The sequence below is a fragment of the Shimia sp. W99 genome (assembly GCF_053851455.3).
Genome location: NZ_JBSQBU020000001.1, coordinates 2,324,877 through 2,347,187 on the forward strand (window position 1 = coordinate 2,324,877; position 22,311 = coordinate 2,347,187).

At 62.0% G+C, this 22,311-nt stretch carries 21 protein-coding genes; 12 read left to right on the forward strand and 9 right to left on the reverse strand.

The window, feature by feature from the left end; all coding sequences use genetic code 11:
• Positions 1-91 precede the first annotated feature (91 nt).
• Genes ACS3QZ_RS11440 through ACS3QZ_RS11455 form a run of 4 tightly spaced genes read left to right on the forward strand, consistent with a single transcriptional unit; the run spans position 92 to position 4,734 of the window.
• On the forward strand, positions 92-1,621 hold the full coding sequence (locus ACS3QZ_RS11440) for an ABC transporter ATP-binding protein (RefSeq protein ID WP_456037943.1): 1,530 nt from the start codon (positions 92-94) through the stop codon (positions 1,619-1,621).
• Complete coding sequence (locus ACS3QZ_RS11445; RefSeq protein WP_456037944.1) at positions 1,618-2,697, forward strand: ABC transporter permease; 1,080 nt, start codon at positions 1,618-1,620, stop codon at positions 2,695-2,697. Before ACS3QZ_RS11440 ends, ACS3QZ_RS11445 begins: the two co-directional genes overlap by 4 nt.
• A complete protein-coding gene (locus ACS3QZ_RS11450; protein WP_093091208.1) occupies positions 2,697-3,617 on the forward strand; it encodes an ABC transporter permease in 921 nt (306 codons plus the stop codon). Before ACS3QZ_RS11445 ends, ACS3QZ_RS11450 begins: the two co-directional genes overlap by 1 nt.
• Before the next feature lie 43 nt (positions 3,618-3,660).
• Positions 3,661-4,734 carry a BMP family ABC transporter substrate-binding protein gene (locus ACS3QZ_RS11455; protein ID WP_093091210.1) on the forward strand — a complete coding sequence of 358 codons (1,074 nt, stop codon included), beginning with the start codon at positions 3,661-3,663 and terminating at the stop codon, positions 4,732-4,734.
• Between the two features lie 51 nt (positions 4,735-4,785).
• Here ACS3QZ_RS11455 and ACS3QZ_RS11460 read toward each other — a convergent pair whose 3' ends face one another.
• The 3 genes from ACS3QZ_RS11460 to ACS3QZ_RS11470 form a co-directional block, all read right to left on the reverse strand.
• Entirely contained in the window at positions 4,786-6,282 is a 1,497-nt protein-coding gene (locus tag ACS3QZ_RS11460) for an amidase family protein (protein ID WP_456037945.1), read from the reverse strand.
• A 132-nt stretch (positions 6,283-6,414) separates the two neighbouring features.
• The gene (locus ACS3QZ_RS11465) at positions 6,415-7,653 is read right to left on the reverse strand and encodes an HlyD family secretion protein (RefSeq protein ID WP_456037946.1); all 1,239 of its coding nucleotides are present in this window, start codon (positions 7,651-7,653) and stop codon (positions 6,415-6,417) included.
• Between the two features lie 3 nt (positions 7,654-7,656).
• Complete coding sequence (locus tag ACS3QZ_RS11470; protein WP_093091216.1) at positions 7,657-8,106, reverse strand: hypothetical protein; 450 nt, start codon at positions 8,104-8,106, stop codon at positions 7,657-7,659.
• A 332-nt stretch (positions 8,107-8,438) separates the two neighbouring features.
• Here ACS3QZ_RS11470 and ACS3QZ_RS11475 point away from each other — a divergent pair, with 332 nt between their 5' ends.
• The 6 genes from ACS3QZ_RS11475 to ACS3QZ_RS11500 all read left to right on the forward strand — a co-directional run bounded on the left by ACS3QZ_RS11475 (position 8,439) and on the right by ACS3QZ_RS11500 (position 12,453).
• Positions 8,439-9,020, forward strand: coding sequence for a VOC family protein (locus ACS3QZ_RS11475; RefSeq protein WP_093091218.1), 582 nt, complete (start codon positions 8,439-8,441; stop codon positions 9,018-9,020).
• A 244-nt stretch (positions 9,021-9,264) separates the two neighbouring features.
• A complete protein-coding gene (locus ACS3QZ_RS11480) occupies positions 9,265-10,341 on the forward strand; it encodes an NAD(P)/FAD-dependent oxidoreductase (protein ID WP_456037947.1) in 1,077 nt (358 codons plus the stop codon).
• A complete protein-coding gene (locus tag ACS3QZ_RS11485) occupies positions 10,341-11,003 on the forward strand; it encodes a DUF938 domain-containing protein (RefSeq protein WP_456037948.1) in 663 nt (220 codons plus the stop codon). Before ACS3QZ_RS11480 ends, ACS3QZ_RS11485 begins: the two co-directional genes overlap by 1 nt.
• Before the next feature lie 113 nt (positions 11,004-11,116).
• The gene (locus tag ACS3QZ_RS11490; protein WP_456037949.1) at positions 11,117-11,455 is read left to right on the forward strand and encodes a carboxymuconolactone decarboxylase family protein; all 339 of its coding nucleotides are present in this window, start codon (positions 11,117-11,119) and stop codon (positions 11,453-11,455) included.
• Between the two features lie 61 nt (positions 11,456-11,516).
• Positions 11,517-11,921, forward strand: a complete 405-nt coding sequence (locus ACS3QZ_RS11495; protein WP_456037950.1) for an EF-hand domain-containing protein — start codon at positions 11,517-11,519, stop codon at positions 11,919-11,921.
• A 97-nt stretch (positions 11,922-12,018) separates the two neighbouring features.
• The gene (locus tag ACS3QZ_RS11500) at positions 12,019-12,453 is read left to right on the forward strand and encodes an EF-hand domain-containing protein (protein ID WP_456037951.1); all 435 of its coding nucleotides are present in this window, start codon (positions 12,019-12,021) and stop codon (positions 12,451-12,453) included.
• A gap of 47 nt (positions 12,454-12,500) precedes the next feature.
• On the opposite strand, the gene ACS3QZ_RS11505 is transcribed toward ACS3QZ_RS11500, so the two are convergent.
• Positions 12,501-15,008, reverse strand: a complete 2,508-nt coding sequence (locus ACS3QZ_RS11505; RefSeq protein WP_456037952.1) for a GcvT family protein — start codon at positions 15,006-15,008, stop codon at positions 12,501-12,503.
• Positions 15,009-15,142: 134 nt separating this feature from the next.
• Positions 15,143-16,219: a hypothetical protein gene (locus ACS3QZ_RS11510; protein WP_456037953.1), complete on the reverse strand. Its 1,077-nt coding sequence runs from the start codon at positions 16,217-16,219 to the stop codon at positions 15,143-15,145.
• 167 nt (positions 16,220-16,386) lie between these two features.
• Between ACS3QZ_RS11510 and panC the strand changes: the two genes are divergently transcribed.
• Both panC and panB read left to right on the forward strand, forming a co-directional pair.
• Positions 16,387-17,232, forward strand: a complete 846-nt coding sequence (gene panC, locus ACS3QZ_RS11515) for a pantoate--beta-alanine ligase (protein WP_456037954.1) — start codon at positions 16,387-16,389, stop codon at positions 17,230-17,232.
• Positions 17,229-18,038, forward strand: coding sequence for a 3-methyl-2-oxobutanoate hydroxymethyltransferase (panB, locus tag ACS3QZ_RS11520; RefSeq protein ID WP_456037955.1), 810 nt, complete (start codon positions 17,229-17,231; stop codon positions 18,036-18,038). The genes panC and panB overlap by 4 nt, the downstream gene beginning before the upstream one ends.
• A gap of 18 nt (positions 18,039-18,056) precedes the next feature.
• Here the strand turns inward: panB and ACS3QZ_RS11525 are convergent, their stop codons facing one another.
• Genes ACS3QZ_RS11525 through thpR form a run of 4 tightly spaced genes read right to left on the reverse strand, consistent with a single transcriptional unit; the run spans position 18,057 to position 22,299 of the window.
• The gene (locus tag ACS3QZ_RS11525; RefSeq protein ID WP_456037956.1) at positions 18,057-18,461 is read right to left on the reverse strand and encodes a DUF1801 domain-containing protein; all 405 of its coding nucleotides are present in this window, start codon (positions 18,459-18,461) and stop codon (positions 18,057-18,059) included.
• A gap of 7 nt (positions 18,462-18,468) precedes the next feature.
• The gene (locus tag ACS3QZ_RS11530; RefSeq protein ID WP_456037957.1) at positions 18,469-19,866 is read right to left on the reverse strand and encodes an FAD-binding oxidoreductase; all 1,398 of its coding nucleotides are present in this window, start codon (positions 19,864-19,866) and stop codon (positions 18,469-18,471) included.
• Positions 19,867-19,923: 57 nt separating this feature from the next.
• A complete protein-coding gene (ggt, locus tag ACS3QZ_RS11535; protein WP_456037959.1) occupies positions 19,924-21,693 on the reverse strand; it encodes a gamma-glutamyltransferase in 1,770 nt (589 codons plus the stop codon).
• Between the two features lie 42 nt (positions 21,694-21,735).
• Positions 21,736-22,299, reverse strand: coding sequence for an RNA 2',3'-cyclic phosphodiesterase (gene thpR / locus ACS3QZ_RS11540; protein WP_456037960.1), 564 nt, complete (start codon positions 22,297-22,299; stop codon positions 21,736-21,738).
• Between the last annotated feature and the right edge of the window lie 12 nt (positions 22,300-22,311).

Consider the following 22,311-nt stretch of genomic DNA (forward strand, 5'->3'; position numbering starts at 1 on the left):
CCCTAGGGTTAGGCCGCCAAATGACAGACAACGACGCGCCAGAACCGTCGGGACAAGCGGCCGCAAAAGACGGCCAAGAAGGGACGTGACCATGACTGCACCTTTGCTGAGCATCTCCGGGCTGACCAAGGCCTATCCGGGGGTCGTCGCGAACGACAATGTGTCCTTTGACATCGGCGAAAGCGAGGTGCACGCGCTGCTCGGCGAAAACGGCGCCGGCAAGTCGACACTGGTCAAGATGATCTACGGGCTTGTGAAACCCGACAGCGGCACGATGACATGGAAGGGTCAGTCCTTCACCCCCGCCGAACCCAAGGCCGCCCGCGCCGCAGGCGTTGCCATGGTGTTCCAGCATTTCTCGCTGTTCGATGCGCTGAAAGTGTCCGAAAACGTCGCGCTTGGCATGGAAGACCCGCCCCCGATGGGCGATCTTGCCCGCCGCATCCGCAAGGTCTCGGAAACCTACGGCCTGCCGCTCGATCCCAACCGCACCGTCGGCGATCTCTCGGCAGGCGAACGCCAGCGGGTCGAGATCATTCGCTGCCTTTTGCAGGATCCCAAGCTGCTGATCATGGACGAGCCGACCAGCGTGCTCACCCCGCAAGAGGTCGACATCCTGTTCAAGACCCTGAACAAGCTCAAAGAGGAAGGCACCTCGATCCTCTACATCTCCCACAAGCTCGAGGAAATCCGCGCGCTTTGTGACCACGCCACGATCCTGCGGCTGGGCAAGAACGTGGGCGAATGCGTGCCTGCGGAAACCTCGGCCCGCGACATGGCCGAAATGATGGTGGGCGACACACTGCAGACCCCGACCCGCACGACCGAGAAAACCGGCGAAGTGGTGCTCGATGTCTCCGGCCTGTCGCTCGAACCGGCCACACCCTTTGGCACCAAATTGAAGAACATCCATTTCACCGTCCGCGCCGGGGAAATCCTCGGCATCGGCGGGGTCGCCGGGAACGGACAGGACGAGCTTCTCGCCGCGCTTTCCGGTGAAACCCTGACGTGGAAAGACGCGGTCAAGGTCAACGGCAAGGAGGTCGCCAATCTCGGCCCCAACGCCCGGCGCAAGATGGGCATTCTCGCGGCCCCCGAAGAACGGCTCGGCCATGCCGCTGCTCCTGACATGAGCCTGACCGAAAATGCGCTCCTCACCGGGGCCATCCGCGAAAAGCTGACCGGCAAGGGTTTTGTCAACTGGTCCGGCACCACCGCCTTCGCCGAGAAGATCATCAAGGATTTCGACGTACGCACCCCCGGCCCCCATGTCGCGGCCCGCGCGCTTTCGGGGGGCAACCTGCAGAAATTCGTGATCGGGCGCGAGGTTCTGCAGCGCCCCGAAGTCCTCATCGTGAACCAGCCCACATGGGGCGTGGACGCCGCCGCTGCTGCCGCCATCCGGCAGGCGCTTCTGGACCTTGCCGCCAATGGCGCGGCCATCGTGGTCATCTCACAGGATCTCGACGAACTCATGGAAATCTCCGACCGTTTCGGCGCGCTGAACGAAGGCCGCCTCTCCGACATCCGCCCGGCGGCGGGTCTGACCATTGATGAAATCGGCCTGATGATGGGCGGCGCCCACGGCATGGAAGTCGCGCAAGTGGGAGAAGACGCATGATCAAGCTCGAAAAACGCCCCATGCCGTCGCGCACTCTGTCGATGGCAACCCCGCTGATTGCCGTGCTGATCACCATGATCGCCGGTGGCTTGCTGTTCGCCGCGCTTGGCAAGAACCCGTTCGAGGCGATCCGCACGATCTTCTGGGACCCGGTGCTGGGTGAGTACGCCTTCTACTACCGCCCGCAACTGCTGGTCAAAGCCGCGCCGCTGGTCCTCATCGCCATTGGCCTTTCGCTGGGCTTCAAGGCCGGTATCTGGAATATCGGGGCCGAAGGCCAATACGTCATCGGTGCGATCTGCGGCGCCGGGGTGGGCCTTGCCTTTTACCCCACCGAAAGCATCCTGATCTTCCCCCTGATGATCCTCGCAGGCGCACTTGGCGGCTGGGCATGGGCCATGATCCCGGCACTTCTGAAGGTCAAATTCGGCACCAACGAAATCCTCGTCTCCTTGATGCTCGTCTACGTGGCCGAACAACTCCTCGCCTCGATGTCGCTCGGCCTTCTGAAAAACCCCGAAGGCCACGGCTTTCCCGGCTCGCGCAACCTCAACGACTATCCTTCGGCAACCAGCTGGATCAACGAGGCCGCGGGCCTGCACTGGGGCATGGCCTTTGCCTTTATCGCGGTGATCTTCGCCTATGTGCTCCTGAACCGTCACATCCTCGGCTTCAACATCCGCCTCACGGGCGAAGCCCCCCGCGCCGCGCGCTTCTCGGGCGTCAATCCCACACGGCTGATCCTGTTCTGCCTTGGCACCTCGGGCGCGCTGGCGGGCATGGCGGGTCTCTTCGAAGTGTCCGGCCCCTCCGGTCAGATCAGCATCGACTTCAACGTCGGCTACGGCTTCACCGCCATCATCGTCGCCTTCCTCGGCCGCCTGCATCCCGTGGGCATCCTGCTGGCAGGGCTGCTCATGGCGCTGACCTACATTGGCGGTGAGATTGCCCAGGGCAATCTCGGCCTGCCCTCTGCCGCCATTCAGGTCTTTCAGGGCATGCTCCTGTTCTTCCTGCTGGCTCTGGACCTGCTCACCAACTACCGCGTGAAATTCGCTGCAAAGGGAGCCGCATAATGGACCTTTCCGCCATCAACCCCGTCCTGCTGATTGCCTCCCTCATGGTCGCGGCCACGCCCCTCCTTCTGGCGGCCATCGGCGAACTCGTGGTCGAAAAGGCCGGTGTGCTGAACCTCGGTGTCGAGGGCATGATGATCGTCGGCGCGATATCGGGCTTTGCGATCTCGGTGGAAACCGGCTCGCCCTTCCTCGGCCTGATCGCGGCGATCATCGGCGGGGCGCTTCTGTCGCTGCTCTTTGCCTTCCTGACCCAGTTTGCCCTCGCAAATCAGGTCGCAAGCGGTTTGGCCCTCACCCTTTTCGGCCTCGGCCTCTCGGCCCTCATGGGCCAGTCCTATGTCGGCATCAAACCCCCGGCCATGGCCAAGCTCGACCTGCCGGTGATTTCCGACATCCCGGTCATCGGCCCGATTCTCTTTTCCCATGACCCCGTGCTCTATATCGGCATCGCGCTCTGCGCCGCCGTCTGGGCCTTCCTGAAATTCTCGCGCGGCGGCCTGGTGCTGCGCGCCGTGGGCGAAAGCCACGACGCCGCCCATGCGCTTGGTTACAACGTGATCCGCGTGCGCATCCTTGCCATCATGTTCGGCGGAGCCTGTGCCGGGCTTGGCGGGGCCTATATCTCGCTGATCCGCGTGCCCCAGTGGACCGAAGGCATGACCGCAGGCATCGGCTGGATCGCCCTCGCGCTGGTCGTGTTCGCAAGCTGGAAGCCGTGGCGCGTTCTGCTTGGCGCCTATCTTTTCGGCGGCATCAACGTGCTACAACTCAATTTGCAGGCGGCAGGTATTGCGATTCCGGTGGAATACTTGGCAATGTCTCCGTATCTCATCACCATCCTGGTGCTGGTCATCATGTCGGCCGACAAAAGCCGCGCACCCGCCTCGCTTGGCCGCACCTTCCACGCCTCTCAATGAGGCCAAAACAAAAACTGCTTACAACAACCGGGGAGATCTCCTTATGAAATTCACGAAACTCCTGACAAGCGCCGCTGTCGCGCTGGGTCTGGCGACCACCGCCATGGCCGCAGACAAGACCAAGGTCGGCTTTGTCTATGTTGGCCCCGTCGGCGACGGCGGCTGGACCTATGAACACGATCAGGGTCGCAAGGCCGTTGTCGAGGCCTTCGGCGACGCGGTGGAAACCACCTATGTCGAGAATGTGCCGGAAGGTGCCGACGCCGAGCGCGTGATCACCCAGATGGCGCTTCAGGGCGCCGACCTGATCTTCACCACCTCGTTCGGTTACATGGACCCGACGATCAACGTGGCCAAGAAATTCCCCAAGGTGAAATTCGAGCACGCCACCGGCTATAAAACCGCCGACAACGTGTCGGTCTACTCGGCCCGTTTCTACGAAGGCCGCGCGGTTCAGGGCCACATCGCAGGCAAGATGACCAAGTCCAACGTGGTTGGCTACATCGCCTCCTTCCCGATCCCCGAAGTCATTCGTGGCATCAACTCGGCCTATATCCACGCCAAGAAGGTGAACCCGGACGTCCAGTTCAAGATCATCTGGGCCTACACCTGGTTTGACCCGGCCAAGGAAGCCGACGCCGCCAAGGCGCTGATCGAACAGGGCGCCGACGTGATCCTGCAGCACACCGACTCGACCGCACCGCAAGCCGCCGCACAGGCCGCCGGCAACGTGATCACCTTCGGTCAGGCCTCCGACATGGGTGAATACGCGCCCTTCCCGCGCGTCTCCTCGATCATCGACAACTGGGCACCGTATTACGTCGCGCGCACCAAGGCCGTGATGGATGGCACCTGGGAAAGCGTGAACACCTGGGACGGCATCGGCGCTGGCATGGTCGGCATCGGTGAGATCTCCGACGCGGTGCCTGCCGACGTGAAAGCCGAAGCCCTCGCCCTCAAGGACGCGCTGGCAGACGGCTCCTACCACGCCTTCACCGGTCCGCTGAACAAGCAGGACGGCTCGGCATGGCTGGCAGACGGCGAAACCGCCGATGACGGTACGCTGGCCGGAATGAACTTCTACGTCGAAGGCATCGACGCAGAAATCCCGAACTGATCTGATCTCCGGATCAAAAGCGAAAGGCCCGCCACATTGGCGGGCCTTTTTTTACAGACTGGCGATCGACACCGGCGCCCATTGCCCCCACCAAGGGCGTGCCGCCTCAAGCTCGTAGGCCAGCTCAAACAGAACGTCCTCGCGTCCGGCCGGGGCCACGAAATGGCTTCCAATCGGCAAACCGGCACCATTCACCCCGGCAGGCACGGACATGCCGGGCAGGCCCAGCGCGTTCTGGATTGGCGTATAGGACGTGAACCGGGAGACGCGATCGAACATCTCGTCGAACGGCACCTCGGGATCGTAGAGCGTTCCCAGCTTCGGCGCAGGCCCAGTCATCACCGGGGACAGGAACACGTCCATCTCCGCCATCCACGCGGCATAATCCGCGCCCAACCGCTCCATGTAGCTGTTGGCCGCTTCCACGTCCTCGGACGTGAAGGCACGCGCCGAGTCTGCCCATTGCCGCACGAACACTTCCAGCATCCCCGTCTCTTCCGGCGAGCGGCCCGCCCGCGCCGTGGCGGCATCGGCCAATCCCACCATGCGGAACCCGAAAATCTGGTTGAACCGCAAAGCGAATTCCTCATCCACCGGGCTTTGCGTCTCAAACACCTCGTGCCCAAGGCTCTCGCACAGCGTCGCCGTGTCTTCGATGGCCCGCTGCACCTCGGGGTCGGGCAGGTCTCCGAAATAGTTCTTCAGGTCGAACCCGATCCGCAGCCGCCTGCTGTTTGGCCCGGCCACAAACGGGATCGGGGCATGTGGCGCAGTTGGAGATCGGTCCTGCCCAAGGGCAAACAACATCGCGCTGTCTCGCACGGACCGGCTCACGCAGTTATCCGCCGCATAGGTCGTTTGGTCGCTCGACCCCCAGACCATCCGGCGTCGACTGGGCTTGAGCCCGAAAACCCCGCAACAGGCCGCCGGGATGCGGATCGACCCACCCCCGTCGCTCGCGTGCGCCACCGGCACGATCCCGGCGGCCACCGCCGCCGCCGACCCGCCGCTGGATCCCCCCGACGAATGCATCAGCGACCAGGGGTTGCGGCAGGGGCCAAGCAACTGCCCCTCGGTCACCGGAAGCGCGCCCACCTCCGGCATGTTGGTCTTGCCGATCAGGTTGAACCCCGCCGCCTCCTGCACCAGCGCCAGCGGCGCCGAGCGGGTCTGCATATTGTCACTGTAAACGCGCGATCCGTGGGTCGTGTACTGCCCCGCGACATCCAGGTTGTCCTTCACCGCAAACGGCACACCTGCAAACGGTCCTTGTCGGCGCATGTCCTTGGCCTTCGAGAGCGCCTGACCATACATCGGGGTCGTGATCGCGTTCAGCCGCGCATCAAGCGCCAGCGCAGCGTCAACCGAAACCTCCGCCAACTCGCGCGGCGTGACCTCTCCGGCTTTCACAAGCTTGGCAAGACCCAGCCCATCCGTCGTCATCATCAACTGCCGGATATCCGCGTTGCTCGCAAAGGCCCGCGTGGATGTCGCTGCGGTCACTCCGACCGCTGCGACGGAACAAAGAAAATCGCGTCGGGAAAACACCTTAACCTCCTGGAAAATGGGATGTCCAATTATCCCATTCCCTGATCAGGAAGCCAAGCCAAACGCCGCAATCTGCCGCGGATTAAGCGGAACATAGCCCGTCGGGGGGCCAGTGCCCCCGAAAGCCGCGGATCAATGCCCGCCCGAGAACACCAGCGACGTCACCGGCAAGAGTAGCATCCTGAGCCGCAGCCCGGCGGCATGCACCACCCCGATCGTGTCGATCACATGCAGGAACACCCGCTGCCCGGTGCCAAGGCTGTCGTCATGGGCCAGCCGATCGTGGTTCGACGTATAGGCCATGGCGATACAGTTGCTGCCCGGCAAAAGATGGTCACTCCCGCCTTCATAGAGCGGCTCCATGAAGGCAAGGATCGACCCCTGCCGCAGGCTGAACGCCGGATCACGCAATTCGTCCGTTGGCCGGAACTGCCCCGACGGAATCACGTCCTGCACCCCCACCACGACCATCGGCACGATGGTAAAGGGGCGCGCCGCACAGCCCATCTCGGCGATCATACCAGGCTTCACCACTCCGGCGGCCAACTGGTTGAACGCCGCCTCGAACCGCGCATGTTTGAAATCCGAGGGCACAAGGATACCCGCCGGGCGCAAGATCGGGTTGACGTAATCCCCCGGCTCAAGCGCGAACTGCTCCAGCTGCCCCGCCACCCCGGCGGTCACAACCGTCTTGTCCAGCTCCGCCTGCGCCTGTTCGAGCGCGGCCAAGGCGCTGGCCTTCTGGGCGGGCAATAGAACGTCGATATTCTCGACCACGGCACCCAGATTGGCTTCGGCGACATGTAATTGCCCCTCGCGCTCAGCCAGCCGATTGGCCTGCCGCTGTACTTCGGCCGGGTTTGCGGCGGGCGAATTGCGGTCCAGCAACTCCTTGTTGCGCAGATAATCATCTTCAACCAGCTCATAGGCCGCCCGGGCCTGTTCCACCGTTGCCTCTGCCGCCACCAGTTCGGCCTTGGACACCTCGATGGCCGCTTCGGCCTCTTCGACCCGGCGCTCTGCCGCCTCGACGGCGGCCTGCTGGCTGGCGTCATCCAGCTTGAACAGAACCTCGCCCGCGGCCACGTCCTGGTTGTTGACCACATAGACCTTTGCGACGCGTCCGCCCACCTGCGGAAGGATCGTCACGGTGCGGAAATACGACGTCACGACGCTTGTCGAAGGATGGTAATAGAACAGCAGCGTGATCACCGACACCGCCGCCATGAAACAGGTCACCAACCCCCAGCGCAGCTCGTACCACACGGTGAAAAAGGTAATCTCGTGCCCGATCCTCTTGCCCTGCACATAGCGGCGATAAAGGTAGTCGGGCAAAAGGGTGAAGACGGCGCAAATCAGGGTTTCCAGCATGGTTCAGTGCCCCCCGTCCGCAGGTTTCAACGCTGCGCCCTCAGGCACAGACGGCGCCTCGACGTCCTCGTCGGGCGCATCCTTCTTGCCGGCCATGGACGCAAGCGAGTCCGCAATCGACGTGAGAGGTGTCATGAAATCCGGTGGCCGGAACGCCGCCACCAAAAGCGCGATGACCCAGAAAAGGTTGTTATGCGTGAACAGCGCCAACAGAGCGAGAATGCCGACCACCTGCATCTGCGTGTGGTTGCTCTTGTGCGCCAACTTCTCGGGCATGGCATGCAGGGTGAGGTACAGAATCCCGATTCCGAGGATCAGCAACACCGTGAAAACCGTCATCACCGTAAACAGGAAATCGCTGCCATCAGCGGCAACAATATAGCTTGGCAGATGCTCGGGCGCGGCGGGGTTGATCGCGGCTGCGCCCGCGCCGCTGACAGAAGTTTCGCTCATGGTTTCCCCTCGCTGGAAAAATGCAATCGGTCCTGAAAACGTGCATAACTGTGCGCCCGGCGCCGTGAAAAACTCAAGCGCATTTTCAGAGTTTCGGCATTTCGAATCGCACGAATGCGCCCTTAATCCAGCGGGCGCCGCGTTAAAGCCGCATTCCCCGCCGCCGATACCGATGTAATACCGACGCAATACCGACGTGATACCGAAACGGTTTTTTTAGGCAGATCAAAGCGTTAACCCTGGTTCTCCATATCTGCACATCGCTCGTGCACCGACACCCGTACCCGCACCGCGCCGCGCGCCCTATACTCGGGTCAAAGGAGACCACAACCATGCGCAAGATTCAGGCTCAGGGCGTCCACCACATCACCCTCACCGGCGCCGACCGGCAAACCTCCATCGATTTCTGGGAGGGCGTGCTTGGCATGCCCTTCATCTTCGACCAACCCAATCTCGACAATCCGCGCGAAGGCCACCTCTACTTTGATCCCGGCGACGGGCGGCTGATCACCATCTTCACCAATGAAGACCGCAAGCCCGACCCGCGCCGCACTCCAACCGAACCGGGCTGCGTGCATCACATCGCTTTCAACGTGAGCCGTGCGAGCCTGCTCATGTCCTTGAAAAGGCTGGACGATCGCGGCATCAAACACACCGGGATCAAGGATCGCGGCTTCATGGATTCGGTCTATTTCAAGGACCCGCTGGGGCTCATGATCGAACTGGCGAGCTACAAGTTCGAACCTCCCGTCGGCTGCACCCATGCCGACGTGATGATCCGCGCCCACAAGAAACGCGTCGCCGCCGGGGACTACAACATTGCCGAGCCGCATCTTGCCGACGCGATCGAAGAACTGGTGCTGGAACGCCAGGGTTCTCTCAGCGACGACCGCGGCGCGAAACACCCCTACTGAACAGGGGGTTAGGGAGCACGCCCCGCTATCTGCGCGCGTGCCCCATACTTTCTTTTTCCAGAAATACCCTTGGGGGGTGAGCGTCGTCTCGGAAACGGTCCAGCGGACCGTTTCAGGCGCGAACGGGCGGAGCCCCACGTATTGCTGCGGCGGGGGCAAGGCCCCCTTTCCCCCCGGCCAAATCCATGCCAACGTCCCCGGAAGCACGGCCCCTGCGCCACCCATTTCTGATACGGGACTAAACATGATCGACTTCCTCGTTGTTGGCGGCGGTATCGCCGGAACCTCCGCAGGCGCGCGCCTCTCGGAACTGGGCGAAACCGTTGTTCTTGAACGGGAATCTGCGCTTGGCTACCACGCCTCGGGGCGGTCTGCGGCGCTGTTTGAATCCAATTACGGCCTGCCCAGCACCATCGCGCTCAGCAAGGCCAGCGCCGAGTATCACGCCACGGCGCATGGCGGGTTCCTAAGTCCGCGTGGCCTGATGTTCACCGCCCGCCCGGACGAGGCCGACGCCTTTGCGCAAGCCTGCAAACATTTCCACGCCGACCCCATTCCCATGGAGCAGGCCCTGCAAATGGTGCCGATCCTGAACCCGGAAACCGTGGGCTACGTCGCCTATCATGAAGCGGCCTATGACATCGACACCGACCGCCAGATCCAGACCTTCGCCCGCACCGTGCGCGAGAATGGCGGTGCCGTCCTCACTGGTCAGGAGGTCACGGCCATCACCCGCACCCAAACCGGCTGGGACGTGACCTCCGGCGGCGAAACCCGCTCCGCCCGCATGCTGTTCAACGCATCAGGCGCCTGGGTGGACCAGATCGCACGACTTGCCGGCGTCGCCCCCCTTGGTTTCACTCCCCTCCGCCGCTCCATGGCGCGCATTCCCGCCCCTGGCGGGCATGACATAAGCGCCTGGCCGATGATCCTCGACATCCATGAAAACTGGTACGCCAAGCCCGATGCCGGAAGCCTTCTGGTCTCACCCGCCGAAGAAGACCCGATGGAGCCATTTGACGCCTGGCCCGACGACATGGTGCTGGCCGAGGGGCTGGCCCGCTATCAGGAACATGTCACGGAAGAGGTCACGCGCCTCGAAGCCAGCTGGGCCGGGCTGCGCACCTTCTCGCCCGACCGCAACCTCGTGCTTGGCCCCGCCATCGATGACCCGGCCTTCTTCTGGATTGCCGGCCAGGGCGGGTATGGCTTCCAGACTGCGCCCGCGGCCTCTCTGCATGTCGCCGACCTCGTCGCCGGGCGCCCCTCCGAGCTTGACGCCGACACCTGCGCCGCGCTCACCCCGAAAAGGTTCGCCTGATGCCGCGCCGCCTCAACCTGCCCGACACCGCCGCCGTCGCCACACCTGATGGTGACGGCAAACTCTTCGCCCCTTCCGCCGACCGGAACGCCGAGTTTATCGTGGCGCTTGTTCGCGAAAAAGCCCCCAAACAGGGCAAGGCGCTCGAACTGGCAAGCGGTACGGGACAGCATGTCGTGACCCTTGCGCGCGCCATGCCGGACATGCACTGGCAACCGACGGACATTGACAGCACCCGACGCGCCAGCATCGACGCCTATGTGCGGGACGCGGCTCTTGCCAACGTGGCCCCGGCGATCGAACTGGATGCCACCGACGCGGGTTGGAGCGCGCACAACACTGGATATGACCTGATCCTTCTCGTGAACTTGCTTCACCTGATCAGCACGGCCGAGGCAGAAACCGTGATCCGCGAAGCGGCCAAGGCACTTGCACCCGGCGGGATGCTGATCGTGTATGGCCCATTCCTGCGCGATGATGAACTGACCAGTGAAGGCGACGCCGCCTTCCATGCCAGCCTGCAGGCACAGGACCCGGAAATTGGCTACAAGAGCGACTTCGACGTGCTGGACTGGGGTGTCGACGCATGGCTGGACGTGGCGGACGTTGTCGAGATGCCCGCCAACAACCTGGCCCTGTGCTGGCGCAAGGCGGGCGCCTGAACACGCGCCGCCGAAACGACGCGACGGAACTTTCATCCTATCTGATCAGGATCAAAGTTCACATTCCGAATCCATGATCTGAGACCCTCAAACAACCTGTTACGGAGTAGATCATGAGCTGGAATGACAAGCTGAACGACACGCGCAACCAACTGCGCGGTCTGAACAAGACCATCCCCGACACCACCCGCGCGTTCGGCGCTCTGGGCAAGGCCGTCAAGGAAGGCGGTACGCTGGACTTCAAGACCAAGGAATTCGTCGCACTTGGTATCGCCGTGGCCATGCGATGCGAAGCCTGCATCGTTCTGCATTGCGACGCGCTGCTCAAGGCCGGCGCCAGCCGTGAAGAGGTGGGCGACGTTCTGGCCATGACCATCCAGATGGGCGGTGGTCCGTCAATGATGTATGCCGCCAAGGCGTTGGAATGCTTTGACGAGCTTGCTGCGGGCTGACATCGGGCGATTGCCTCCGTAAGGTCGCGGGAAAACACGAATGGATCAGGATATCGCACTCATGAAACACGTTTTTCCGCCCTTTGCGGCCATTGCCATGACAGCCAGCCTCGCCATGGCGGCCGATACCAGTTTTCTGGAAGACTGGGATCTTGATGCGGATGGCGGTGTGACCTGGGCCGAACTTGAGCAACTGCGGCGCAATATTTTTGACACCTTCGACGCGGATGGTGACGGCGCACTCAACAGCGCGGAATATACCGAATTCGACCACGCCCGCGCCGCAGCCGCCGAAGCATCCGGTCATCCGATTGCCAAACGCGCCGTGCATGGCCTTGCGCGCGAAGGGTTCGACAAGAACCTTGACGGGATGGTGACGAGGGAAGAGTTCGAAACCGCTCTCAGGGAATGGTTCGAAAAGCACGATGGCAACAAGAACGGCATTCTGGAAAAGGGCGATTTCTGATCGGATCCTGCCCCGGAAAATCCTGCGGCAATCTGACCGCGCTGGAACCCGAGTTACATTCCGTAAAAGGAATGCAACTCTAGGAAAGGATCGCCTCATGCGCCTACACGCCCTCTCGATACCCCTGGTCTTAATTTCCGCAACACTGGCCACTGCCGAACAGGGCGGGCCCGGTGCTCATTTTGTCGAAAACTGGGACTTGAATGGTGATGGCCATGTCACGCTTGCCGAAGCCACCGAGCGACGTGCGGATATCTTCCTGACCTTTGACGCGGACGAGAACGGCGTCCTGGACGCTGAAGAACACGATCTTTTTGACGAAGCCCGCGCCACTGACATGGCCGAAAACGGCATGGGACAAGGCAAGGGGCAGAATAATCCGGCCAACGGCATGTTGCGGGATGTGACCGATGTCGACGGCGACGGACAGGTCTCCCGGCAGGAGTTCATGGATGCCGTGCCAGCGTGGTTCGCCAAGATTGACCGCAACGACGACGGTGCGGTCTCGGTCGAGGATTTCAGGAAGAACTGAAAAAGGGGCCACATGGGCCCCTTTCCGTAGTGTCTCTTGACCTTGGCTCAACCATCCTTGCGGATGGTTTCGTTCTTGGGGTCATAGGGGCTGTCGCAGGTCACGACCGCATCCCACAGCTTGTCCTGCATCTTGACCTTGAGCTTGATGCCCTCGACCGCCAGATCTGGGGTGACATAGCCCATACCGATGGATTTCTCGAAAGCCACCGAGTAACCGCCCGAGGTCAGGCGCCCGACACGGGTGCCTTCGGGGGTGTAAAGCGCCTCGCGGCCCCACGGATCGGCATCGTCCGGTCCGTCGATCAAAAGCGTGCAGCACTTGGCGCGGATGCCCTTGGCTTCCATCTCGGCCTTGCCGTGGAACTCCTTGGACAGGTCGATGAACCGCGGCAGATCGGCCTCGGCCGGGGTCGCATCGCGGCCCAGTTCGGTGCCGAAGGCACGGTAGGATTTCTCCTGACGCAGCCAGTTCTGCGCCCGCGCCCCAACCAGCTTCATACCGTGCTTCTCGCCCGCCTTGTTCAGCAGGTCCCAAAGGTAGTTCTGCATCTCGATCGGGTGATGCAGTTCCCAACCGAGTTCACCGGTATAGGCCACGCGGATCGCGTTGACCGGGCACATGCCCAGCTCGATCTGGCGCGCCGACAGCCACGGGAAACGCTTGTTGCTGAGCGCGGTCGCCGGATCGGCGTCGTTGATCACTTCTTTCAGCACGTCGCGCGACTTGGGTCCGGCGATGGCAAAGACGCCCCATTGCGTGGTCACGTCCTGGATCTCGATATAGCCGAACTCCTCCATCTTGTCCTCGGCCGCCTTGCGCAGGTAATCGGCGTCATACTCGGTCCAGGCACCGGCAGAGACGAGGTAGTAGTTATTCTCGCCATTGCGCACGATGGTGTATTCCGTACGCGTGGTGCCCGCGCTGGTCAGCGCATAGGTCAGGTTGATACGGCCCACCTTGGGCAGCTTGTTGCAGGTGAACCAGTCCAGGAACTGGGTGGCACCGGGGCCCTTGACCACGTGCTTGGTGAATGCCGTGGCGTCGATCAGGCCGACACCTTCGCGGATCGCCTTCGCTTCTTCGACGGCATATTGCCACCAGCCGCCACGGCGGAAGCTGCGGGCATCCTTGTCGAAGGTCGAGGGCGCGTCCAGCGGCCCGTAATAGTTGGGACGTTCCCAGCCATTGACCCAGCCGAACTGGGCGCCACGTGCTTTTTGCCGGTCATAGGCCGGGGCGGTGCGCAGCGGACGGCAGGCTTCACGCTCTTCGTCCGGGTGATGGAGGATATAGACGTGCTCATAGCACTCTTCGTTCTTGCGCGCCGCGAACTCGGTGGTCATCCAGTTCGACGAATAACGCTTGGGGTCGAGAGACGCCATGTCGATCTCGGCCTCACCGTCCACCATCATCTGGGCAAGGTAATAGCCGGTTCCACCCGCAGCGGTAATCCCGAACGAGAACCCTTCGGCAAGCCACATGTTGCGCAGGCCCGGTGCCGGGCCGACCAGCGGGTTGCCATCGGGCGTGTAACAGATCGGGCCGTTGAAATCGTCCTTCAGGCCACTTTCGGCACAGGAAGGCACGCGCTCGGCCATGGCCATGTACTGTTCCGCGATCCGGTCCAGATCGAGCGGGAACAGGTCGGCGCGGAAGCTGTCGGGCACACCGTGTTCGAAACGTGCAGGCGCACCGTGCTCGTAGATGCCAAGAATCCAGCCGCCCCGCTCTTCACGCGCATAGGATTCGTTATCCGCGTCGCGCACGACCGGGTGCTCGGGGTTGCCCGCTTCGCGCCATTTGACCAGCTCGGGGTCCTTGTCCATGACGATGAACGTGTGCTCAACCGGGATGGCGGGCATCTTGATGCCCAGCATCTTGGCCGTGCGCTGTGCATGGTTACCGGATGCGGTCACGACATGCTCCGCCGTGATCACGACCTTCTCGTCGCTCTCTACAAGGTTGCCGCCCTTTTCGACCATCTTGGTGCAGGTAACTTCCCAGTGGGTCCCGGTCCAGTGGAAGGCATCTGCCTGCATCTTGCGCACGATCTCGACACCGCGCTGACGGGCGCCCTTGGCCATCGCCTGCGTCACATCAGCAGGGTTAATATAGCCATCCTCGGTGTGATAGATCGCACCCTTCAGATCGTCGGTGTGAATCAGCGGCCAGCGTTCCTTGATCTGCGCCGGGGTCAGCCATTCATATTTCACGCCACAGGTTTCGGCGGTCGAGGCATAGAGCATGTATTCGTCCATGCGCTCCTGCGTCTGCGCCATGCGCAGGTTGCCCACTACTGCAAACCCGGCATTCAGCCCGGTTTCCTCTTCCAGCGTCTTGTAGAAGTCCACCGAGTACTGGTGAATGTGGGTCGTCGCGTAGGACATGTTGAAAAGCGGCAGCAGACCCGCTGCGTGCCAGGTCGAACCGGAGGTCAGTTCGTCCCGCTCGATGAGCATGACATCTTCCCACCCGGCCTTGGCCAGGTGATAGGCGATTGAGGTTCCGACGGCACCACCGCCGACAACCAGCGCTTTGACATTCGTTTTCATGTCGCAACGACTCCCAAAATGTGAACTTGCCACACTCTGGCAAAACGTGACGCAATCCGCACGATCCACCCGACGCAAAAACGCGCGAAACCGACCTGTCAGGCCGGAATCGCACGGATTTTCAGGTGTGCATCTCAGTCGGTGCCGATCCGGCAGCGTTTCATCTGACCGACCATCGTGCAACTGCTGCCGCCAAACCCTGCCGCGCGCCGCACCTTGGGCTTTTCGGCAACTTCGGTGGGCTCTTCCGCTACAACCGGCTTGGGGGCCTGAGCGGGGGCAGGTTGGACCGCCTGTTCGGCTGTCTCATCCGCCGCGATCAGCGTCACACCCCCCTTGCCGATACCTGCCATCTGAACCGGTTGCAGCGCATTCAGCGTGTCATAGTCAATCGCCTGCAGCAGTTCGACAATGGTTTGCTTGTCGGCCAATGCCCTTACCTTGAGCGTGATTCCCGCCCCCAGATTGGCCTTCAGGCGGACAACCGGGCTCGGGTCTTCTGCAATATTGACCCCTTGCGCGAAGGTCACGCCCTGAATCCGGGCAAAAGGTGTCCATTCCACCATAGACACCCCGGCCATGTTGCGCATGGCCATCTGCATGGCGCCTTCCTGAACCTTGGCCATGTTGCGCTGCGCCGCAATCGGGTTCGACAGGGCCTTGGCCGGGTCTGCCGCATCCTCAAGGGCCGCTTCGAATTCGGTCTGCGAGACCACTTCCCTGGGTTCGGCATAGCGTACCCGAATCGAAATCAGCGCCTCAGCCTTGCTGTAAAACTGGTATTCTTCCAGTTGCTGGCGGGCGCGCAGATCCTTGCCCGAATGGCCCAACATGGCCACCTGCACATTTGTATGCTGCATCTCTTCAAGCAGGGCGCCGGCAATATCGTCTTCCTGCTTCAGATGCTCCAGCGGGGTGGCCAACTCGTCGCTCCATGAAAACCGTGCCCAGCCCGCGGGCGCCGCAGGCAGATAGGTATTCAACGGCGCACGCAATTTCTCCAGTCGCGCGGTCTCGGTGGACCGGGTCTCTCGGGCATCCGTCACTTCCTGCCGCGCCGAACCGAACCGGTCGGAAACCGTTCCGATATAGGCCGGCGCGGACAGCATATCTCCGTCTTCTGAGAGGTTCTTCGACTGGACCATGTAATCCAGTCCGACTGTGGCGCTCGCAGCGACCAGTACAAAAGGGGCAAGATACTGCAATTTCATAACAAAACTCCATCAACACAACCGCTGGCAGATTGAACCGGAGCCAATGGCGCCGTGTTGACGGAAAAGCGGCATTTTTCCGACAGGCGCCGCGTTGCAACAAAATCCTTGCTGCAACGCAGCGCAGACGTTAAATCCCTGACCCACCCTAGGAGGAGACGGGTGATATGAAAATCTGCCGCACGATCCCTGAATGCCGTGCCGCGCTTGGTGAACTGCGCCGGGCAGGCCACAGTATCGGGCTCGTGCCGACAATGGGATTTCTGCACGAGGGCCATATTTCCTTGGTCAGACTGGCGCAGGAGAACGCGGACAAGGTCGCCGTATCCATTTTCGTCAACCCTGCTCAGTTCGGTGAGGCCGCCGACCTTGACGCCTATCCGCGCGACGAAGAACGCGACCTCGCGCTGCTGGAAGAGGCTGGCGTCGATGTGGTCTTCCTGCCCAAGGTCGACACGATGTATCCCCCGGGTGACGAAACCATTGTCGAAACCACGCGGCTTGCCAACATGCTGCATGGCAAGGTGCGGCCCGGCCATTTCCGGGGCGTTACCACGGTGGTCAGCCGCCTCTTCAATATCGTTCAACCGGACGTCGCCTGTTTCGGAGAAAAAGACTACCAGCAACTGCAGGTGATCAAACGCATGGTGGCCGATTTGCATATGCCGGTAGAGATCATCGGCGGCAAAACCGTGCGTGAAACGGACGGGCTGGCCATGTCGTCGCGCAATGTGCGCCTGTCCCCGACCGACCGCAAGGCGGCGCTTGTCCTGTCCCGCTCGCTGGATGCCGCTGAACAAGCGGCCCGCAACGGCACAACGGTTAACGCGCTCGACGGTTTGATCCGGGACACCATCGGCACCGAGCCGCGCGCAGAAATCAAGGGCCTCGACATTGTCGCCGCCGAAACACTCGATCCGGTGTCCGGCTCTCTGACCGGGCCGACCGCCATCATGCTTTCCGTCGCTTTCGGAGAGATCCTGTTGCTTGATCAAAGGGTTGTCGCACCATGAGCAAACAAACTCCTATCCGCCGCACCACCGTGCCCCAGATCGCCGCGCGCAAGGGCGGTGAACCCATCGTGTCGCTGACCTCGTACCACGCGCACACCGCCGCGATCGTGGACAAATATGCCGACTTCATCCTTGTCGGGGACAGTCTCGGCATGGTGATGCACGGCATGGAAAGCACGCTGGGCGTGTCACTGGACCTGATGATCATGCATGGCAAGGCCGTTGTTCGAGGCACCCAGAAGGCGCTGATCGTGGTGGACATGCCCTTTGGCACCTACGAGGAAAGCCCCTCGGTCGCCTTCCGCAATGCTGCGCGTATCATGAAGGAAACCGGCTGTGGAGCGGTCAAGCTCGAGGGTGGCGCGCGCATGGCGGAGACCATCCGCTTCCTTACCGAACGCGGCATCCCGGTCATGGCCCATATCGGCCTCACGCCCCAATCGAGCAACGTCATGGGCGGTTTCAAGACCCAAGGGCGCGACGAAGATGACTGGCCCGTGCACGAGGCCGACGCCAAGGCCGTGACCGAGGCCGGCGCCTTTGCCATCGTGCTAGAAGGCATGGTCGAACCGCTCGCCGCCCGCATCACCAAACAGGTCGCGGTGCCCACCATCGGCATCGGCGCCAGCGCCGAATGCGACGGACAAATCCTCGTCCTCGAAGACATGCTGGGCCTCAATGAATGGACCCCGAAATTCGTCAAGGTCTACGGCGATCTCGGCCCCGCCATCGAACGTGCCGTGAGCCAGTATGCCGAAGAGGTGAAGGACCGCACCTTCCCCGGTGAAGACGCAGTCTATCGCTGAAAAAACCGGTCTGATCTGTCACAGGTGATAGATCAGACCGCTTCGGATCAACATCCGCAAGGCATCCAACGGCAAATCAGCATCCGTTGGAAGCAGCACGGCTCGATTGCCATCCAGCGTGAAATCACCCGGAAACACCGCATCAAAATCCGAGATGATGCTAGTCTGGCAGTGAGCAAAGATGGCAATGCCGCCGCTTTTGGGCACCCCGAGCCTGATCGTCGACCCTGATTTCGTCTCAGGCGTCAGATAGGCTGGCTGCCCCCATTTCAACATTTCCTCAATCCGCCCGACCCCCTTGTTCTCTGCCGCCACCTCTAAAATCAGGCGACGCAGTTGCAGGAGCATCTCCCGTTCGTCAGGCGCAAATGCTTCGAAAGCGGCGGCGACCTTGGGATCGGCAATGGGCGGGACAGGCGCCATTTCCTGATCAGATGATCTTGCCGGGGTTCATGATATTGTCCGGGTCAATCGCCTGTTTCACGGCTGCCATCACATCGACAGCCCCCCCCAGTTCACGCAGAAGATAGGGCTTCTTTCCCTGTCCGATCCCATGTTCCCCGGTGCAGGTGCCATCCATCGAAATCGCCAGATCATTGAGCCAGGACACGAACATGCCAGCCCGCTCAACCTCGTCGGCATCCTCCATGTCGACAAGCGGCAGGGCGTGAAAGTTCCCATCCCCCACATGCCCCACGATCGGTGCCAACAGGTTTAGCTCCCTGGCCTTGTCCTGCGCCGCCGTCACGCATTCCGCCAGCCGTGAAATCGGCACACAGACATCCGTCGAAATCCCCTTCGCGCCGGGGCGCAATCCCATGGACGCCCAGTACATGTCATGCCGCGCCTGCCAGAGCTTCGTGCGATCTTCGGGTCGCGCCGTCCAATCGAACCCGGAACCGCCGAACTCTTCGGCAATACTGCCGAACATCTCGGCCTGTTCGGTAACGCTGTTTTCCGATCCGTGAAACTCCAGCAGCAAGAGCGGCGTTTCGGGTAGGTCGAGCTTCGAATAGGCGTTGGCCGCGCCCACGCTCATGGCGTCCAGCAACTCGATCCGGGCCACCGGAATGCCATACTGAATCGTGGCCATGACCGCCTGACAGGCATCATCCACCGTTTCAAAAGAACAGCGCGCAGAGGACATCGCCTCGGGAATGCCCTGAAGCTTCAGCGTAATCTCGGTGATGATGCCAAGCGTTCCCTCGGCCCCAACCATCAATCGCGTCAGATCATATCCTGCGCTCGATTTCTTGGCACGGCTGGCGGTGCGGATGATCTCACCGGATGGCAATACCACTTCCAGCGCAAGCACGTTGTCCTTCATCGTACCATAGCGCACCGCATTCGTGCCGCTCGCCCGTGTCGAGGCCATTCCACCCAGCGACGCATTGGCACCCGGATCAATCGGAAAGAACAGCCCCTGATCGCGCAAATAGGTATTGAGTTGTTCGCGCGTCACACCGGGCTGCACCACGCAATCGAGGTCCTCGGCGTGAACGGCAACGATCTGGTTCATTTCGGTCAAGTCAATGCACACACCACCCGCCGGGGCATTCACGTGGCCTTCCAGAGAGGTCCCCGTGCCATAGGCAATCACCGGAACCCTGTGCGCTGCACAGACCTTGACCACATCCGAGACTTCCTCGGTCGAGCGCACGAAAACCACCGCGTCCGGTGCCTGGTTCCTGATCCAGGTCGTCGTGTGCCCGTGTTGTTCGCGCACCGACTGGCCCGATTGGAACTTCTCGCCAAACTGCTGCTTGAGAATACCCAGAGCAGCCGAGATTCCCTCTTCGTTGCGCGGCAAGTCAACAACTTGTCCCATACGCTTCCTCCCCCTCAGCCCCGCGGGCCAATATCACTCGCCAGCACTTAAACAGCCTTATTCACCATAGGCCAGCCCCTCGCGCCGGGGATCGGCTCCGCCAAGCAAATAGCGGCCCACGGAAATTACATGCAGCCCCGAATTGAGGTCGCGCTGTGAAACTGAATATCCAAGCTTTTCCAATGGTTCGACAAGATCGGCCTGCTCGACGTCGTAGGCGCCGAACCGGTTGACCAGATGCGGCAATGCCACCGCCTGTTGCGAGTCCAGCTCCCAGTCAAGAACCGCGATAATTGTCTTGGCCACGTAGCCTATGATCCGGCTGCCCCCGGGCGAGCCGACGACCAGAACCGGTTTGCCTTGCTTGAGCACGATGGTCGGCGCCATCGAGGATCGGGGCCGCTTGCCCGGAGCAACCCGGTTGGCAACCGGAACCCCATTCACATGCGAGCGAAATGAGAAATCAGTCAGTTCGTTGTTCAACAGGAACCCGCGCACCATCACCCGGCTGCCGAAACCGTTTTCGATGGTGGTCGTCATGCTCAGCGCATTGCCATAGCGATCAACGATCGAAATATGCGACGTCGACGGAAGCTCTATCGCATCGTCATCCGCCCAGTTCAGCGCATGATCGAATTCGGGTTGCCCCGGCGCGACCTCTGCAAGCGCGGTCTCTCCGGTCAAAAGCGTGGCCCGTTCCTCAAGATACTCTTTGGCCAGCAGCCCCGTGATCGGAACCGGGACATAGTCGCTATCGGCCATGTAGCGCCCGCGATCCGCAAAAGCCAAGCGCGACGCATCCCCGATAAGGCGCCACGTTTGTGGGTTGTCGGGGCCCATGCCAGCAATATCATACGGTGCCACAAGCCCGAGTATCTGCCCAACGGTCAGCCCGCCCGATGACGGCGGTCCCATTCCACAGACATCATGCGCGCGATATTCAACACACACGGCGGGGCGTTGCTTGACCCGGTAAAGCGCAAGATCAATGGCGCGCAACTGCCCCGGAGACTTAGCGGTCCGCACGGCCGAAACGATGTCCGCCGCGATATCGCCTGTATAGAACGGCGCCGCGCCCTGCCCCGCCAGCGCCCGCAACGTATCGGCATAGGATTTGTTCACCAGCCTGTCGCCGGCCTCGATCGGAGTGCCATTTGGCAGGAAATACGCTGCTGTCTCCGGGTGGCTGGCAAGAAGCGCCGCATCCCGTGCAACGGACATTGCCATGCGCGGCGACACGGTGAAGCCATCCTCGGCCAATGTGATCGCCGAGCGGAACAAGTCCGGCCACTGTGCGCGCCCCCATCGCCGATGCGCCTCTTCCAACAGCATCGGCGTACCCGGCACACCGACACTGCGCCCGCCAACAACCGCGTCAAAAAATTTCAGCGGCTGCCCATTTTCATCCTGAAACAGGCGCGGCGTGGCAGAGAGCGGCGCCGTTTCCCGCCCATCCAGCGTTGTCACCTCACCGGTTTGCGCATCGTACCAGACAAGAAAGGCCCCCCCGCCCAGACCCGAGCTTTGCGGCTCCACCAGTCCGAGAACCGCCTGAACGGCCACCATCGCGTCCGCCGCCGTGCCGCCTTCGCGCAGGATGTCGGAACCCGCCTGCACGGCCAAGGGATGCGCGGCGACGACCATCCATCCCGGGGCAACAACCGGCCCCCCGGCGGTCTTGGCCTCAAGCGAGGCCTGCAATTGTGACGGAACAATCCCCCCGACTTCGGTCGCCACTTCGGGCGCGACCGCATCGGCGGTCTCCTGCGCCATGCCCGGCACCGCCAGCGCAGAGCCCAGCGCCAGGGCCAACAACCACTGTTTCATGCGAATCCCCTCTCCGAAAATACACTCCGGAAGAAGCTTAGGTCAGCGACCGGGATTGAACAAACCTACCAAGGGATAGGTCGCCATCGGTTGATGAATGGCCCGCTCGGAGGTCAGGATGGATTCGAACAGGCTGAAATGGCTGACGGCACATTCCGGCAGCGCCCAGTCCCCCATGCCTTCAAGGAAAGCGCCCAACCGCGCCATTTCCTGTGTGCCCAGCCCGCCTCCGAACCGGGATATCGTGACATGCGGGTGAAACCTGCGCCGTTCGGGCATGATGCCGACGCGACGGGCGGCACTGCGCACGGCATCGTGCAACGCGATTAACGCCGGATCAGGGAACGCGCGCAGACACAAGACCTTCGCACGCCGCCCGCCCAACACCTCGAGCCCCGCAAGTTTCAGGGAAAACTCCGGCAGCGAAATGTCCGCCAGAGCCTCGTGCAGTTCTTCAAGCGCCGCGACCGGCTGCTCCCCGAGAAACGCGAGCGTCAGGTGCAGGTTGTCGACCGGAGTTGCCCGCCCCACGGGAACGCGCGCCTGCAGCGCCGTGATCTCCGCGCCCGTGGGGTCGCTCAGATCGATGGCCACAAAAGCGCGCATCGCCCCAGCCAG

Coding starts and splice junctions, on each gene's coding strand:
- ACS3QZ_RS11465 (WP_456037946.1), bottom strand. CDS start 7,653: ATGCTGGAAACCCTGATTTGCGCCGTCTTCACCCTTTTGCCCGACTAC.
- ACS3QZ_RS11455 (WP_093091210.1), top strand. CDS start 3,661: ATGAAATTCACGAAACTCCTGACAAGCGCCGCTGTCGCGCTGGGTCTG.
- panC (WP_456037954.1), top strand. CDS start 16,387: ATGAAAATCTGCCGCACGATCCCTGAATGCCGTGCCGCGCTTGGTGAA.
- panB (WP_456037955.1), top strand. CDS start 17,229: ATGAGCAAACAAACTCCTATCCGCCGCACCACCGTGCCCCAGATCGCC.
- ACS3QZ_RS11530 (WP_456037957.1), bottom strand. CDS start 19,866: ATGGGACAAGTTGTTGACTTGCCGCGCAACGAAGAGGGAATCTCGGCT.
- ACS3QZ_RS11490 (WP_456037949.1), top strand. CDS start 11,117: ATGAGCTGGAATGACAAGCTGAACGACACGCGCAACCAACTGCGCGGT.
- ACS3QZ_RS11450 (WP_093091208.1), top strand. CDS start 2,697: ATGGACCTTTCCGCCATCAACCCCGTCCTGCTGATTGCCTCCCTCATG.
- thpR (WP_456037960.1), bottom strand. CDS start 22,299: ATGCGCGCTTTTGTGGCCATCGATCTGAGCGACCCCACGGGCGCGGAG.
- ACS3QZ_RS11495 (WP_456037950.1), top strand. CDS start 11,517: ATGAAACACGTTTTTCCGCCCTTTGCGGCCATTGCCATGACAGCCAGC.
- ACS3QZ_RS11505 (WP_456037952.1), bottom strand. CDS start 15,008: ATGAAAACGAATGTCAAAGCGCTGGTTGTCGGCGGTGGTGCCGTCGGA.
- ACS3QZ_RS11480 (WP_456037947.1), top strand. CDS start 9,265: ATGATCGACTTCCTCGTTGTTGGCGGCGGTATCGCCGGAACCTCCGCA.
- ACS3QZ_RS11500 (WP_456037951.1), top strand. CDS start 12,019: ATGCGCCTACACGCCCTCTCGATACCCCTGGTCTTAATTTCCGCAACA.
- ACS3QZ_RS11470 (WP_093091216.1), bottom strand. CDS start 8,106: ATGAGCGAAACTTCTGTCAGCGGCGCGGGCGCAGCCGCGATCAACCCC.
- ACS3QZ_RS11485 (WP_456037948.1), top strand. CDS start 10,341: ATGCCGCGCCGCCTCAACCTGCCCGACACCGCCGCCGTCGCCACACCT.
- ggt (WP_456037959.1), bottom strand. CDS start 21,693: ATGAAACAGTGGTTGTTGGCCCTGGCGCTGGGCTCTGCGCTGGCGGTG.
- ACS3QZ_RS11510 (WP_456037953.1), bottom strand. CDS start 16,219: ATGAAATTGCAGTATCTTGCCCCTTTTGTACTGGTCGCTGCGAGCGCC.
- ACS3QZ_RS11445 (WP_456037944.1), top strand. CDS start 1,618: ATGATCAAGCTCGAAAAACGCCCCATGCCGTCGCGCACTCTGTCGATG.
- ACS3QZ_RS11440 (WP_456037943.1), top strand. CDS start 92: ATGACTGCACCTTTGCTGAGCATCTCCGGGCTGACCAAGGCCTATCCG.
- ACS3QZ_RS11475 (WP_093091218.1), top strand. CDS start 8,439: ATGCGCAAGATTCAGGCTCAGGGCGTCCACCACATCACCCTCACCGGC.
- ACS3QZ_RS11525 (WP_456037956.1), bottom strand. CDS start 18,461: ATGGCGCCTGTCCCGCCCATTGCCGATCCCAAGGTCGCCGCCGCTTTC.